Source organism: Streptococcus sp. HMSC072D05 (genome assembly GCF_001815805.1).
GTDB lineage: Bacteria > Bacillota > Bacilli > Lactobacillales > Streptococcaceae > Streptococcus.
This window is the reverse complement of sequence record NZ_KV822011.1, coordinates 57,395-71,836: the sequence shown is the minus strand read 5'-3', so window position 1 is coordinate 71,836 and position 14,442 is coordinate 57,395. Positions and strand designations below refer to the sequence as shown.

Sequence of the window (14,442 nt, the reverse complement as noted above, 5' to 3'; positions counted from 1 at the left end):
CATATTTAGACCGATAGAGGCAATAAAAATTGCACACATCAAAATCGCTGTATCTCTCAATCGAACATGAAGGTCATCGTATAATTTCTCACGGTATTCCCGTGTTGAATAATTGGCAGTCATTTGTCCTCTCCTCTTTCCTTATTTAAATCGGTATAATAATTAATAATAACAGCTGATAAACAGCCAAAAAATATGAGCCCATAAATCGTCAAGAAGACACTGGTAATCCTTCCAATCAAGGTCACAGCTAGGAGATCCCCGTAGCCGACAGTCGTCGAAGTCACAAAAGCATACCAAAGACCGTCTCCGTAATTTGTGATAGCAGGTTCAACTAGGAAAAGCACGCCTCCTGACCCAAAAACAAAGGTCACAAAACTCAGAGCAAACCGAGTAAAACCCGTAACCTGTATAATATGCCATAACATTTTTAAACGTCTCATTTGTTCTCCTTATTCATACTAGCTCCTGACCGAGCCGTTTTTTCCAATAATCAAAGTGAAGATAGGACATGATCTCCATCAGAGAAAGATAGACAAACTGATAGATCTGATTTAAGCTGATTATCAACTGATATTGTTTGAAAAATGACTGGAAGAAAGACCAGATATGACTGTCTTGAATCAGTCCCTTCTTAACATCAGACAGGATATTAGCTAAAGCTCCCAAGGACTGAAACGGTAAATCCTTGACATTTATATAGATCCGGTCCACCACATCATTCAGACTGGTATCTTGGATGGCATGAAATTCTCCAAAGAGAACTCCTGCCGCTCCAAGAGTAGAAACAAATTCCACCAAATAATTTCTGAGGAAATTTTCTCAACCTTTTCCCATAATGTGTTTAGTGCCATCCATAACGATCCCAACCAGAAAAAGGAAAGAAAACAAGCAAAGAAATTTTGCCGTAAATCCCAAAAAGCTTCAAGACTTGGTGTTGTTGGTTTTTCTAACTCTAAAATCAAGATGGTCATAATAATTGCTAGAACAGCATCTGTCAATACAATTAATCTGTCTTTCTTCATCGGATTGCATCCCCTTTCTTTTTTGTAACATTCTATCTTATCGCATAATATTGGATATTCTTTCATAATCCGACTACAAACAAAAATAAACCAAAAAGTCTGTCCCTATTATGCTATATTTAACTCTAGAAGTATTCATCCATCTAATTAATAAATATATCATATTTCACAATAAATGACTACTATCAAAGATACATTTTCTTTCAGATTTCTCCCTTTTAAACTTGGCTAACTTGACCTGCATTACCTAGGTCGCTTTGCTTTAAATTATACTTTTTTCTTAAAGATTTGCTACGAGTAGTCTTTCATGTGAGTAATTTTTATCAAAAAATTTCATAGATAAGTCCTATATATAATCATGATAAAGTAGTAAAAATAGTTGTTATCCTAGTTGATTAAAAAAGTCTTTGATTTCCTCATCTTTTATAAAATAATATATAATTTTCCCCTCTCTTCTAGTATCCAAGATGTTTTGATTGGCTAGTTTACGAAGATGGTGGGAGGCAGATGCCATACTGAGATTTAGTAAACAGGCTATATCACAGACACAGAGTTCTTCAACAGCAAGGAGATAAAAGATGATATTTATCTGTTTATTATCGGTAAACTTTGATAAAATACGAAGTGATTTTTGGACTTTTTCCTTTTCAAGGTAGTTCGTTGCGGTTGTAACATTTTGCTGATTTATAATATTCACTTGGCAGATACTATCTTTTTTCATAATTTTTTCTCCTAGCCGAACACAGTCCTTAGCATGTTAAAGCTGTTGTTTTCAATCAGGATATACATCCCCAGTCCTAAATAAACAACGGCAATAAACCATCTGCTATATTTTTCCAAAGTTTCTCCAACAGAAGGGACTTGTGCCAATTTTTGGGCAGAAAAAACCAAGAGATAAATCATGACTAGAAAGGTAAGTAAAGCCACTATCAAATTCGCTAAATTTAAGGTAATAAAATATGGGACAAAAACACCAATATTGTCAGCACCACAACTTGCAAAAGTAATCATAGCGACTAGAAAAATCAGGTTTTTATTATCTTTGCGCAAACCATCTTTTGCAATAGCTTCTCCATCAGAATCTCCTAAAAGCAAAACTTTGAGTCCTAGGAAAATTGGAATCAAACCGAGCAAACCTAAAATCTCTTTACTAGGAATATAATTTAAGACAAATGCAAAAAGTAAACTTAGCAATATTAGACTAACAGAGCCTAGAAATTGTCCTAAATAGATGTTAATGATGTCTTTTCTGCTTTTTCTTTTGGCAAAAAATAACATTAGGATAATAAGTAAGTCTACGGCTGTCCCAGAATACAGGATTATTGAAGTAACAACATTTTGAACCATAAAGCACCTCATTCAAATATATTTTTGAATGTATTTTAACATTAAACTTTGTAGATGTCAACTTCAGCTCCATCAAAATATAGATAAGAAGGTAGTGTCCCAAACATTAAAAAGCCCTGCCATCGAAATGATAGCAGGGCTTAACTTCAATATCCAGATGATATATTTATCTAAAAAAGGTAGAGTAAAAGGTAGAGTTTTTATTGATTTGTAGTGCGATATAATGAGTTTCCAAAAATCAAAAATCGCTTAAAATCAATATTTTGACATCTATTGACGTGTACTGAAACCCTTACTTAACCTCTGTAAGGATATAATTACGGTACCAGTATATCATAAATAATAACAAAATCTTGACTTTCCGAAAAATAAGTATTTTCCGGAAAAATATCGAAATTAAATCAAAACTAAAAATATCTCATACATTTGAACTGCACCCCAAAAGTTAGACAGAAAAAATCTAACTTTTGGGGTGCAGTTCATCAAAGGTGCTTTTCATTTTAAAAAACTTGTGGAAAAACTTCATCCCATATATCTACTAAGCTTTTCCCGTCAAATACTTTAGCTTCCATAGCTTCATCAATTGTATCAAACTGCTGACCTTCATAATCATAACCAACTACACATATACTCGATAAAAAGCAAGCACCTCGGCTATTATAATTAAATTCAAGATCTTTGTCTAAATATTTTTTAATTTCATCCTTTTTCATATAGGACCATCCCAACTAAAACAATCTCAACAAACAAGATTTTTTCCTTAGATTCTATTCCCACTACTAGCTTTCTATGATGCTGACGATTTCATCTTCAAAATATTCATAAAGAGTTCCATCAACATCTACCAGCAAGGAGTCAATCTCCTCGTCATTGTCAGAGGCGTCACAATAGTCTTCTACAAATCCTCTAACTACCGCGCCATTTTTTAACGTGATAATTACATCTGTACGGTTAAATTTCCAGAGTGTCATTTAAATATTCCTTTCAATATTGGCTAATTGCTTTGCTTTTTCGTAGTAAGGTGTTAAGAAATCGATAAAACCTTGTTTGTCGCTTGGATCATGTTCCTCTAAAAATATCATCAACTCAAAGTCATTGAGAGCGTCAAACATTTCAGAGTTTTCATTATCCCAAGCCTCGGAAAATTCCGCATCTTCTCCAAAAAGAGCGTTAAACGTAAAGGAAAAATCCCAAAAATTATCAATCTGACCACTGACTGTTTGCTGGAGCATGTCTAATACTTGTTGACTATAACCCATTACCCTTCCCCTCCTAATAAGAACGTTGTAGCATATTGAGCTACGTTCCAAAAATTTAACAGACAAAATCTAATTTTTGGGGTGCAGTTCATTCATCAAAGATGATTTTTATTTTAATAATACTGCACTTCAATTCCATCCATAATTTCTACTAAAGTGTTATCGTCAATTTTTAGAGAAATCAGATCAATGAATGATGATACCTGGTATTCCTTATCTCCAATCACCACTACAATATCATGAACAGAATTAGGAAAAATCCCACATACTTGACCATTATAATCAAAAGAGGCATCCCAACCATTGTCATATAACTCTTGTAAATCATCTAATATTGCCATATAAACTAAATCCTTTTCCATAGTGTTTTCTTTCAAATAAGGCAGGTAAAAGCACCTAGATTGTTCTAAGTCCTATGAGATTGTTTTAATCGAGACAATCTCACTCTCAAAGAGAGAAATTTCAGTAGCTTCATCTGGACTAGGATTAGCAATGAGAATAGTGATTTCATCTTGCTCATCATTGTCCATTTCGTCAACAAAGTCTATGACACGTCCCTTGATTATCTTATCGCAATTAGTGACTATCTGAACCCTTGATCGAAGATACTTCCAAAGCTGTTTACTCATTTATTTTCCTCTCTGCTATTTTTTCGATAGTTCTTATACTTTTTATAGTTAGTCGATAAAATCGCCTAGGTTGAACTAAGCACTAATAATTTTGATTTTCTTGATAATATCTTCAGGATATGAGCGATCACCTATAACTATTTCGTCAGGACCATCTAAATCATAACCGTCAAACCAATCAACCACCCTACCCTTGATGGAGGTCCCATCTTCTAAAATAAGGCGAACATTTTTATCAACATATTCCCATAATTTCATTAAGTTCCTTCTCTCTAACATCGGAACAATATGACCCAATATTAGTTATTTACTAATGGCTTTTAGTTCCTGTTAAAAGCATTATAGCACACCTTACTTGCTAAAGTACAACAAGCACCCCATTAGACTAACCTGCTACTTTGCTTTCTTGTAAAAATGTTGTATACTTAAGTAAATAAAGGAAGTAATCTTGTTCCCCCCTGTCTACTATGTGGTCGGAATGATGGTTACTTCTTTTTTCCCCCTTACTATCTCAATAGCCTTGTATTTAAAAGTTTTTTAGGCTATAATTAAATTAACGAATAGAGGTTTTCCATCTCCCCTTGAAACAGATCTTTCTGCGGTAGGAGGTGGGACGCCTCTATTTGTTTTTTAAGTCAAAATGATGTAAAATTAATTCAAGAAAGAAGTGTGGTTTTCCCGCCTAAAAGCTCTATAGCTGTGGGAGGGTCACGCTTCTTTTTACCTCTCAAAAGAGAACGCAAAAAAAGCCGTCTCATTCTTTGAAGCAGCAATGAAATCAATCTAGCAAATATCTAAGCAAACCCAGAAATCAACCTTTTAAGACAAAGCAAAAAGCCCACTGTTGTAGGCTTTCTGTAAGATATTTCTTAAAATTAAAGCATCTTGTTGTAGAATTCAACGACAAGTGCTTCGTTGATTTCTGGGTTGATTTCGTCGCGTTCTGGCAAGCGAGTCAATGAACCTTCCAATTTTTCAGCATCGAATGATACGAATGCTGGACGTCCAAGAGTAGCTTCTACTGCTTCAAGGATTGCTGGAACTTTCAATGATTTTTCACGAACTGAGATCACTTGACCTGGAGTTACACGGTATGATGGGATATCAACGCGTTTTCCGTCCACAAGGATGTGACCGTGGTTTACGAATTGACGAGCTTGACGACGAGTAGTCGCAAGGCCAAGACGGTAAACAACGTTATCCAAACGACGTTCCAAAAGAAGCATGAAGTTGAAACCTAGGATTCCGCCTTTGATCTTAGTAGCTTGTACGAACAAGTTACGGAATTGTTTTTCACCTACACCGTAAGTGAAACGAAGTTTTTGTTTTTCAGCCAATTGCAAACCGTATTCTGACAATTTAGAACGGTTGTTTGGTCCGTGTTGTCCTGGTACGTAGTTACGACGTGCCAATTCTTTACCTGTACCTGTAAGTGAAAGGCCAAGGCGACGAGCTTGTTTCCAAGATGGTCCTGTATAACGTGACATATGTATGTCCTCCTGATATAAATAATATTTGGCGGAAATAGTCACTTAGAAAGCCCTGATTCGTGCAGATGCCCTTCGCCTAAACAGCCAAGGTTACTTGTCATAAGACACCTGTTGACGAGCTTCATGCTTTCCTGCTGCTATTTCACACAAAGGCTATTGTACCATGAAAAGCTAGATTTGTAAAGGGATTTTACGGCTTTATTTCAAATTGAGGCTGAATGTAAACTTGCTTCCTAAGCCATATTGACTTTCTGCTGTGATTTCGCCACCAAGCTGATGGGCTAGTTCGCGTGCAATCGCAAGTCCTAATCCATGTCCACCCGTCTTCATATTGCGCGAAGTTTCTACACGATAAAGTCGTTTAAAGATCTTTTCCAAATCTTCAGGAAGGATCCCCTGACCCTCGTCTTTCACACTGATTGTCAGCTCTTGTTCTGTTAATTGGGCAAGAACCTCGATTCTGGTTCCTGGTTCTGAATATTTAAAGGCATTGTTTAACAAATTGACCAGAATACGAGAAAGTTTGTCAGAATGGCTCTTGATTTTCGCCGACTCAGGTGACACTTGAATGTAAACATCTCGCTCCTCTTGTTCAATCTGGAGTTGAAATTCACTCATTGACTCAATCAGCAACTGATCTAAAAAGACCTCTTCGACTTCCTCATCAGCAGTTTCTTGAGGTTGTGTGTTAAGAGTCAAAACATCCAATTCCTCCACTAGCTTGTTTAGACGCTCGGTTTGCCGACCAATCGTGGTTAAGTAGTGGAGCCGCTCCTCTTCCTTGATCACTCCATCTAGAATTCCCTCCACAGTAACCTGAATGGAGGTAATGGGAGTTTTAATATCGTGAGAGAGCTGCGCAATCATCATTCTCTTTTCTTGCTCGCTCTCATCAAGTGATTGAAAGGTAGCTTGCAAATTGTGAGACATGTCATTAAAAGCCTGGCCCAGCTCTTGAAATTCTAATGGTCCTTTGGTTTCGATTTCTGTGCTGAAATCCTTGCTTGCTATATCCTGAGCTTGTTTTTTCAAATGTTTCAGAGAAGAGAACACAGGCGACAAAAGAAAGATGCTCACTGCAGCGCCAATGAAACTAGCAATCAAGGTTATTCCAACGAGAAAGTAAACTTCACTTTTCTCAATCAACATTCGTTGGACTGCCCAGAAAACGACCAAAATCGTTAGTAGAGTCGACACTAGATACCCCACTAAAATATAGTTTTTTAATTTCATTTTCTACCTCTTGGTCTTTCCATCTTATAACCCAAACCCCAGACAGTTTTGATAGCAGGAGCATTTGAATTTGTATACTTGGTCAACTCTTGCCTCAAAGCATGGATATGAACATTGAGTGTATTGGTATCATCTACATAGTCCTCCTGCCATACCTTCTCGTAAAGTTCCGTCTTTGAAAAGACTCTCTCGGGATTGCTGGCTAATATCCATAGAAGTTCAAAGGATTTTACTGTCAATTCCAAAGGTTGCTCCCCAATGCGAACCTCATGAGTCACATGGTTGATTACCAAGTCACCAAACTCGATCTGTTCGGTCTCTCCTCCACGGCTAAGGCGACGCAAGATATTATTCACTCTTAAAACCAATTCGCGTGGGCTAAAGGGTTTGACTATAAAATCATCTGCCCCCAAACTCAATCCATAAATCTTATCCTGTTCGCTTGTCTTAGCAGTTGTAAAGAGGAAGGGTTGATCCGGAGCGATATACTGAACTTCACTGATAAAATCATACCCGTCCATATTGGGCATCATGATATCTGTGATAATGAGGTCGATAGATTTTTTTCTGAAAAGCTCTAATCCCTCCTTACCATCATGGGCGACCAAAACATCGTAACCTGCCTGTATAAGATAACGGTTTTGAATATCTAGAATATCTATTTCATCATCAACCAGCAAAATTGTCTTTTTCATCTGACACTCCTTCGATAAAAACAGTGTTATACTTGCTTTAGTATAACACTATTTTCTCTAATGTTTAAGTGATTTGAATCTTAATCTTCTCGTTTGCTTGTCAAACCCAAAAGTCCAACAAGACCTGCCAAGGCTAGACCAAAGATACCAAGCCCAGCTGTAGCTGTTTTAGCTTCCCCAGTATTTGGTAACATCGCTTTATCATCTTTTTTCATCATATTAGCCATTGGGCTAGAATCTGGTTGATCTACTTTCATATCTGACATATGGTGATTTGTACCCATCATACCCTCAGTCGTACCTGTAGAGCCTGTTTCAGAAGGCTTCGTATTCATCTGACCTTGTTGAGATGGTATTGTCGCCATTTCTTTTCCACGAAGCTGAATCGTTACTTGACGAGTAGCAATCAGATTGGTCAAATCAGGTTTGCCATCTTTAGAGCCATAGACTTTAACAGTAGCTAGGTATGTATGTGTTCCGTTAGCTCGAAGTTGATCTAGAAGGGCTTGTCCTTCTTTGCCAACCGTATTGCCATTCAAATCCACTTCGTAGAAATATTGGCCTTTAGCCAAGCCTTCAAGTGGCAATAGAGCAGGATTTTTAGCCGTTCCGTTATCTGACCATGGGGCTTTGTCTGAAGCTTTTAACAAGAGGCGAGTCAACATACCATCTCCACCAAAAGCTTCGTATGGAATGACTTGGTTGACACCGGCCAAGAAAGGTCCAGGAACCTTAGCCTTATCAAGGTAGCTAGCTGGAACATCAATCATGTCTTTGACATTGTTAACAACAGACTCTTTGACCTGATTTGGTGTGGTCAAGCCATTCAAATTAACAGTCAAATCTTTAGTCGCTACGAGGTTAGTTAAGTCAGGCTTGCCGTCTTTCGCACCGTACACCTTGATAGTAGCTTTATAGCTTTGAGTGCCGTTTTGTTTCAAAAGGTCAAGTAGTTCCTTGTCAGATTTTCCTTGAGTGCCAGCCAAATCCACTTCGTAGAAGTAAAGGCCTTTGCCCAATTTCTCTACTGGTGGGAGAGCGGGATTTTTAGCTGAACCATTGTCTGACCATGGAGCCTTGTCGGATGCTTTCAAGATAAGGCGTGTTAACATACCGTCACCGGCAAAGAACTCGTATGGAATGACTTGATTGACACCAGCTGTAAATGGTCCTGGGAAATTGGCTTTGTCAAGGTAACTAGCTGGGACATCTACTGTATCTTTTGTATTGTCAGCCACACCTTTTTGCACTTCAGCTGGGGTGGTCAAACTATTCAAGTTGACATCCAAATTTTTAGTCGCTACCAGATTAGTTAAGTCAGGTTTGCCGTCTTTTGCACCGTACACCTTGATAGTAGCTTTATAGCTTTGCGTGCCGTTTTGTTTTAAAAGATCAAGCAACTCTTTGTCAGATTTGCCTTGGGTACCTGCTAAATCCACTTCATAGAAGTAAAGACCTTTGCCCAATTTCTCTACTGGTGGAAGGGCGGGATTTTTAGCTGAACCGTTGTCTGACCATGGAGCCTTATCAGATGCTTTCAAGATCAGGCGAGTCAACATGCCGTCACCAGCGAAGAATTCGTATGGAATGACTTGATTGACACCAGCTGTAAATGGTCCTGGGAAATTGGCTTTGTCAAGGTAACTAGCTGGGACATCTACTGTGTCTTTGGTGTTGTCGGCCACACCCTTTTGCACTTCAGCTGGGGTGGTCGCTGGTTGCGCTTCACTGACTTCACGGTCTTGTCCAGAAACTGTAGACGCAGGACTTTCCACAGGTTTAACTGCATCTTCTGTTTGTTTCTTAGAGTCAGGTTGTGCTTGCACTTCTTCTTTTGGCACTACTGCAGGCTCTTTAGCAGTTGCGTCCGCTTTTTCTGAAGAGCTTGTGGTATCCACACTTGCTTTAGGTGTTGGAATAGACTGTTCTGAAGGAAGAGCTACATCGACTGCTTTTTTGAGAACCTCTGCTGGTAAGTCGCTCTTTTCACTCACCGAAGCAGCGTCTGGCACGACTTGGGCAGGAGTCGGATTGACGACATCAGCACGCGCAGAACTTGGTTGACCAACTAGGACAAAGAAGCCACTAGCCACAACAACTGAAGCAACGCCTACACTGAGACGGCGAATAGACCAACGAGTATATCTCTGATTTGGATTGAATTTCATAGGATTCTCCTTAGAGTTTTCTTTTTTTGATGACTCTAGTATAATCTCCTAAAATTAAAAAGGATTAAGAAAAAGTTAAAATTTTTCTTAAATCCCTCTTATAAAATACTTATATTGACTCGTTAATTATTAGGAAAGAGAGTAGCCTTTCCTCTCCTACTCACTCAGTTCAGCTAGAGTGTCCAAATGTTGGTTATTAATGACTGCCATGATGTAGGCATCTGCCTGCAAGAGGTCATTGGGTCCGAATTGGACATCCAGAGGAGCATTTTCGTAGGAACGAAAACCAAGTACATTGAGGTTGTATCGCCCACGTAAATCCAACTGACTGAGGCTTTTACCTACCCATGATTGGGGGATTTTCATCTCGACAATCGATACATTCTTGTCCAGCTGAAAGACGTCTACGCTGTTATGAAAGAGGATGGTCTGTGCTAATGAGCGCCCCATTTCAAACTCTGGTGAGATGACTGCGTCTGCACCAATTTTTTCCAACACCTTTTTAGCCGTATGGCTTTTGACCTTGGCAATAACGGTCGGCACTCCTAAACTCTTGCAGTGCATGACCGCAAGAACACTGGACTCCAGATTTTCACCTGTTGCGACGACTACGGTATCACAGGTGTCAATCCCCGCTGATAGAAGGAGTTCTTCATCCGTGATATCTCCAACTACTCCACGCGCCAACACTGATTCAAATTGATTAATGCGTTCCTCGTGGTCATCAATAGCAATGATATTCATGTCATGCTTGGCTAGGGCAGCCAAAACACTGCTCCCAAAAATTCCCAAGCCTAAAATTCCAATTGTCCGATCTGACATCGTTTTTCCTTTCTTATCCGATAGTGATATCTGCCTTCATATAGTGAATCGTATCTTTCTTGTCTGGCTGGTATTCCGCTACACTGACCAGTAGTGTCAAGGGACCAATACGGCCGATAAACATCAACAACATAACGATACTGAGGGCTAACTTACCTAACTCTGGTGTTAAATTTGCCGTCACCCCAACTGTTGCAAGGGCTGAAATGGTCTCAAACATGAGGTAGATAAAGCGCGGATTTCCCTCTGCTGTTATCCCTAGTAGGATCAAGCCCAGCAAGAATGTTAGCAAGAAGATAATAAAGACACTGAAAGACTTTTGTACGGTTCGGGGTTCAATGGTCCTCCGAGCCACATTAGCATGAGGCAAGCCCAATAGTTCACTGCGAGCAAAGACCAACAAGACAAAGAAGGTCGTAATCTTGAGCCCGCCTGCTGTCCCTCCAGGTGCCCCGCCCAGAAACATCTGCAAGATGTAGATCAGTAAGGTAACTGGTCTAGCCTGGGTGTAGTCAATGGAAGCAAAGCCTGCCGTTCTCATACTGACTGTCTGGAAGAAACTAACCAGCAGTTTCTCTGGAGCGCTGAGATTTCCAATCGTCCCAGGATTATTCCACTCAATTAAGAGAGTCGATACTGTTCCAAAGAGCAGAATTCCCGCCGTTAAAAAGAGAACCAGCTTGGTATGGAAACGCAGGCGGCGTTTTTTCTTCTTCCCAAACTGGGTCGCTAGGTCAAACCAGACCATAAATCCTAGACCACCAGTGATAATCAAGCCTGCAATCACTAGATTGATCAAGGGATCCGTTTGAAAGGCTACCAAACTCGTACTTCCAAAATTATCAAATCCAGCATTACAGAAAGCTGAAACAGCCAAAAAGATAGAGGTTAGAATCCCTCGCCCCCAGCCAAATTCGGGGATAAAGCGAAAACTCAAGAGAAAGGCACCAATTCCTTCCACCAAAAAAGTCGTCAGAAAGATTGAGCGGATGAAGTCCTTTAGAGACTGGGTTTCTCCATAACTGAAACTTTCTTGAATAGTCTCACGACCACGAAGGCTGAGCTTTTGCTTGCCTTGGATATAAAAGATTCCGATAAAGGTCATGAGCCCCAAACCACCAATCTGGATCAAAATCATACAGATCAACTGGCCCCAGATATTATAAGTCGAAGCCACTGGCAGAGTGAAAAGCCCTGTCACACAGACCATGGACACGGTCGTAAAGAGATGGTCAAAGTAGGTCGCTTGTGACGTTTCTGCTTGCACAAAGGGGAGACTTAAAAGGAGAGAACCCAAGAAGATTACTAGGGCAAAACTTAAAAAGATGCGACGGGCTGGCGACAAGCGTCCCAGTATCGTCTTGATTTTTTCCAAAAAAGATTTGAATAACATAACTACATTCTACCATAAAAACAGTCAGAACACTCACATGTGGTGCACAATGGCAAGACAGAGTTCGAGTGCCTTATCAAAAGCTTCTGAGCCCCAGTCACGACTGTCGTAGTTGTCCAGATCCGCTAAGGAATCTGCAGTAAAGAGCAATTCTCCCCAGACAACACCACGTAGCTGAGCCACTGCCGCAAGAGCCGAGCACTCCATTTCCACAACAGCGCAGCCTTCTTCCTTGCGATAGGCAACCTTTTCAGCCGTCTCTCGGTAAAAACCATCTGTCGTCCAGGTCATAACTTCCTCATAAGGAATGCCTCTTTGCTCCAAAACTTGCTCAATGGCAGAGACAGCCTCAATCTGCATCTCCATATAACGAGAAGGCGCTACATAATGGTAGCTGGTCCCCTCATCTCGCAGAGCGCGAACAGGGACGAGAAAGGCATTTTCCTCTATATCGGCTAGGACGCCACAGGTTCCAGTGGAAATGATTTGCTCCACACCATAGCCAATCAACCAATCCATAAACTGGGCAGCTGGGGCAGAACCCACGGGCGCCTGGGTTAGACAAATCGTCTCACCCTTGTAGTTGATGACATAGACTGGATAAGTCTTGGTGGCCGAAACGAACTCACCAACACAATCCGCCCCTACTTCCTGAGCATAACGGTCGATTTCCTCCTCCAAAAATGCATAGATGCACTTCTTTGGCAACTTTAAGTCCAATCCCTCATGTGTTGGCATAAGGACCGCCTGGGGGTTGTCGTCAAACTCTAAAATGGGAATCGCATGTTTCTGAATCATAGCCCACCTCCTGTAATTTTGTACTATTGTATCAAAAGCTGACGAAGTGTCAAGGAGTCGACTTTAGCAAGCCAGAAAACTCCTCTTCCATACATTTAAGAAATCGTTGCACTGCTGGAGAGGTCGGTTTCTGTTTTAGTAAAGTGATTGAGGACTTATAAAAACATATCAAATCCAATAACAAAAAGACATGAATCTGAAATAAGCAGAACATGTCTTTTTTAGCTTGTTTGAAAGTTAAGTAAATAAACCTTAATTCTTCTAGAACTCCCTTATTTCCACAAACCACCTAAAATCTGTTTTTCTAATAAGTCTAGATCTTCTTCCTTTATTTCTCCGTTGTCACTAACGATATAAAGCTGAGCGAAGTAAGCCAACAACGGGCCAACACAAATACGAACCATTTGAGGAATCGTTAACTCTGGATTTACACGTGGATCTGCTAGCAATTCCTTATGAAGCACTCGAAGTTTATCTTGAATAGCATTCCAGATAAAAATCTGTTCATTTTTTAGTTTTTTATTTGAAAAACTCTCCTGCAGAATGATTTTCATCAAAGCACGATTTTTTTTGAGATAGCTCATACGATCATGGACGAGATAACGAACCCTCTCTTCTGTCGTTTCAAAAGCTAAGAGTTCCTCCAAAAAACTACCGAAAATGCCTGGGACTACAGGATGTAAAATAGCCGTCAGTAAATCATCCTTCGTCTTAAAATACTTAAACAAAGTTGCTTGGCTTAGTCCAGCACGCTCAGCTATGTGAAGAGTTGAGGTCCCATGGTAACTCCTGGTTGATATGAGATCCACTGCTGCCTGCATGATTTTTTTCTTTCCTTGAGGGTAATTCGCTTCTTCTAAATAATCTTCAAACGATTCAAAAACAGTCTTATCCATCTAATCTTCACACCTTTTTAGCATTATTTATGTTGATTTCTAAACTTTACGATAACGACGCAATCCAACAATATTGAGAATTGTTAAAATGATCAAGAAAATCATTAAAATACCAAGATTTGGCAAAATATCACCAAGATTGTGCCCGTAAAGAATAATCTGGCTTATTGCATCACCAGAATAGGTTAATGGCAAAAATTTCCCCACAGTTGGAGCCCATTCTCCCATGGATGACAATGGAATAATTCCTGAGAAAAAAAGTTGGGGCATAATCACGAGAGGAATAAATTGCATCATTTGGAATTCTGATTTTGCTAGAGTAGACAAGAGAATTCCAAAAGCTAGTGCTACAAGAGCCAGTACCACATTAACTATTATAACATTTAAAATACTTCCTACAACTTCTACATCTAGTAGCCAAATTGCTGCTAAAACGACAACTGCCGTTTGAAAAATCGCAATAATACCGTAAGACAACATATAGCCATAGACGATTTCAGATCGTTTCACTGGTGTTGCTAACAAACGTTCTAGTGTTCCACTGGTGCGCTCTTTCAAAAGCGCCATACCTGAAATCAAAAAGACAAAGAAGAAAACTACAAAACCTATCAAAACCGGAATCATGCTGGTAAAGAAGCTTGTATTTTCATCTCCATACTGGTAAGACTCCTTGATTTCTGGTGTTTT

21 protein-coding genes and 1 pseudogene are annotated in these 14,442 nt (G+C 39.6%); 1 reads left to right on the top strand and 21 read right to left on the bottom strand.

Annotated elements, in window-relative coordinates:
* The 6 genes and pseudogenes from HMPREF3057_RS10175 to HMPREF3057_RS03660 all read right to left on the bottom strand — a co-directional run.
* Window positions 1–123: pseudogene (locus tag HMPREF3057_RS10175) on the bottom strand (TIGR00341 family protein); the annotation flags it as partial.
* Window positions 120–443, bottom strand: coding sequence for a potassium channel family protein (locus HMPREF3057_RS03675; protein ID WP_001253404.1), 324 nt, complete (start codon window positions 441–443; stop codon window positions 120–122). The pseudogene HMPREF3057_RS10175 and the gene HMPREF3057_RS03675, both read right to left, overlap by 4 nt.
* 13 nt (window positions 444–456) lie before the next feature.
* Complete coding sequence (locus tag HMPREF3057_RS03670) at window positions 457–798, bottom strand: hypothetical protein (protein WP_000397556.1); 342 nt, start codon at window positions 796–798, stop codon at window positions 457–459.
* Window positions 723–1,025 carry a TMEM175 family protein gene (locus HMPREF3057_RS09960; protein ID WP_004240734.1) on the bottom strand — a complete coding sequence of 101 codons (303 nt, stop codon included), beginning with the start codon at window positions 1,023–1,025 and terminating at the stop codon, window positions 723–725. The genes HMPREF3057_RS03670 and HMPREF3057_RS09960 overlap by 76 nt, the downstream gene beginning before the upstream one ends.
* Before the next feature lie 382 nt (window positions 1,026–1,407).
* Window positions 1,408–1,746: a Cd(II)/Zn(II)-sensing metalloregulatory transcriptional regulator CadX gene (gene cadX, locus HMPREF3057_RS03665; protein WP_000711083.1), complete on the bottom strand. Its 339-nt coding sequence runs from the start codon at window positions 1,744–1,746 to the stop codon at window positions 1,408–1,410.
* Window positions 1,747–1,757: 11 nt separating this feature from the next.
* Window positions 1,758–2,372: a CadD family cadmium resistance transporter gene (locus tag HMPREF3057_RS03660; RefSeq protein WP_000250556.1), complete on the bottom strand. Its 615-nt coding sequence runs from the start codon at window positions 2,370–2,372 to the stop codon at window positions 1,758–1,760.
* 28 nt (window positions 2,373–2,400) lie between these two features.
* On the opposite strand from HMPREF3057_RS03660, the gene HMPREF3057_RS10560 reads away from it, so the two are divergent.
* Complete coding sequence (locus HMPREF3057_RS10560; RefSeq protein ID WP_009013804.1) at window positions 2,401–2,586, top strand: hypothetical protein; 186 nt, start codon at window positions 2,401–2,403, stop codon at window positions 2,584–2,586.
* 286 nt (window positions 2,587–2,872) lie between these two features.
* On the opposite strand, the gene HMPREF3057_RS03655 is transcribed toward HMPREF3057_RS10560, so the two are convergent.
* The 15 genes from HMPREF3057_RS03655 to HMPREF3057_RS03585 all read right to left on the bottom strand — a co-directional run.
* Complete coding sequence (locus HMPREF3057_RS03655) at window positions 2,873–3,085, bottom strand: hypothetical protein (RefSeq protein WP_000710706.1); 213 nt, start codon at window positions 3,083–3,085, stop codon at window positions 2,873–2,875.
* Window positions 3,086–3,151: 66 nt separating this feature from the next.
* Entirely contained in the window at window positions 3,152–3,343 is a 192-nt protein-coding gene (locus tag HMPREF3057_RS03650; RefSeq protein ID WP_000177340.1) for a hypothetical protein, read from the bottom strand.
* Window positions 3,344–3,631, bottom strand: coding sequence for a hypothetical protein (locus HMPREF3057_RS03645; RefSeq protein ID WP_000542381.1), 288 nt, complete (start codon window positions 3,629–3,631; stop codon window positions 3,344–3,346).
* A gap of 113 nt (window positions 3,632–3,744) precedes the next feature.
* Window positions 3,745–3,972, bottom strand: a complete 228-nt coding sequence (locus tag HMPREF3057_RS03640) for a hypothetical protein (RefSeq protein WP_009013763.1) — start codon at window positions 3,970–3,972, stop codon at window positions 3,745–3,747.
* Between the two features lie 72 nt (window positions 3,973–4,044).
* Window positions 4,045–4,260, bottom strand: coding sequence for a hypothetical protein (locus tag HMPREF3057_RS03635; RefSeq protein WP_000043341.1), 216 nt, complete (start codon window positions 4,258–4,260; stop codon window positions 4,045–4,047).
* A gap of 75 nt (window positions 4,261–4,335) precedes the next feature.
* On the bottom strand, window positions 4,336–4,518 hold the full coding sequence (locus HMPREF3057_RS03630; RefSeq protein ID WP_000780387.1) for a hypothetical protein: 183 nt from the start codon (window positions 4,516–4,518) through the stop codon (window positions 4,336–4,338).
* 617 nt (window positions 4,519–5,135) lie between these two features.
* Window positions 5,136–5,747: a 30S ribosomal protein S4 gene (gene rpsD, locus HMPREF3057_RS03625; RefSeq protein WP_000092756.1), complete on the bottom strand. Its 612-nt coding sequence runs from the start codon at window positions 5,745–5,747 to the stop codon at window positions 5,136–5,138.
* Window positions 5,748–5,948: 201 nt separating this feature from the next.
* Entirely contained in the window at window positions 5,949–6,983 is a 1,035-nt protein-coding gene (locus HMPREF3057_RS03620) for a sensor histidine kinase (protein WP_000769384.1), read from the bottom strand.
* Window positions 6,980–7,678 carry a response regulator transcription factor gene (locus HMPREF3057_RS03615; protein WP_000751223.1) on the bottom strand — a complete coding sequence of 233 codons (699 nt, stop codon included), beginning with the start codon at window positions 7,676–7,678 and terminating at the stop codon, window positions 6,980–6,982. The genes HMPREF3057_RS03620 and HMPREF3057_RS03615 overlap by 4 nt, the downstream gene beginning before the upstream one ends.
* An 80-nt stretch (window positions 7,679–7,758) precedes the next feature.
* Window positions 7,759–9,846 carry an SSURE domain-containing protein gene (locus HMPREF3057_RS03610; RefSeq protein WP_000671341.1) on the bottom strand — a complete coding sequence of 696 codons (2,088 nt, stop codon included), beginning with the start codon at window positions 9,844–9,846 and terminating at the stop codon, window positions 7,759–7,761.
* Between the two features lie 156 nt (window positions 9,847–10,002).
* A complete protein-coding gene (locus HMPREF3057_RS03605) occupies window positions 10,003–10,668 on the bottom strand; it encodes a potassium channel family protein (RefSeq protein ID WP_001283887.1) in 666 nt (221 codons plus the stop codon).
* 13 nt (window positions 10,669–10,681) lie between these two features.
* Window positions 10,682–12,061 carry a TrkH family potassium uptake protein gene (locus tag HMPREF3057_RS03600; protein ID WP_000897923.1) on the bottom strand — a complete coding sequence of 460 codons (1,380 nt, stop codon included), beginning with the start codon at window positions 12,059–12,061 and terminating at the stop codon, window positions 10,682–10,684.
* A 33-nt stretch (window positions 12,062–12,094) separates the two neighbouring features.
* Entirely contained in the window at window positions 12,095–12,859 is a 765-nt protein-coding gene (locus HMPREF3057_RS03595; RefSeq protein WP_070696409.1) for a nucleoside phosphorylase, read from the bottom strand.
* A gap of 272 nt (window positions 12,860–13,131) precedes the next feature.
* The gene (locus HMPREF3057_RS03590; protein ID WP_070696404.1) at window positions 13,132–13,755 is read right to left on the bottom strand and encodes a TetR/AcrR family transcriptional regulator; all 624 of its coding nucleotides are present in this window, start codon (window positions 13,753–13,755) and stop codon (window positions 13,132–13,134) included.
* Between the two features lie 39 nt (window positions 13,756–13,794).
* A partial coding sequence (locus HMPREF3057_RS03585; RefSeq protein ID WP_180364446.1) for an ABC transporter permease occupies window positions 13,795–14,442 on the bottom strand: 648 nt, incomplete at its 5' end.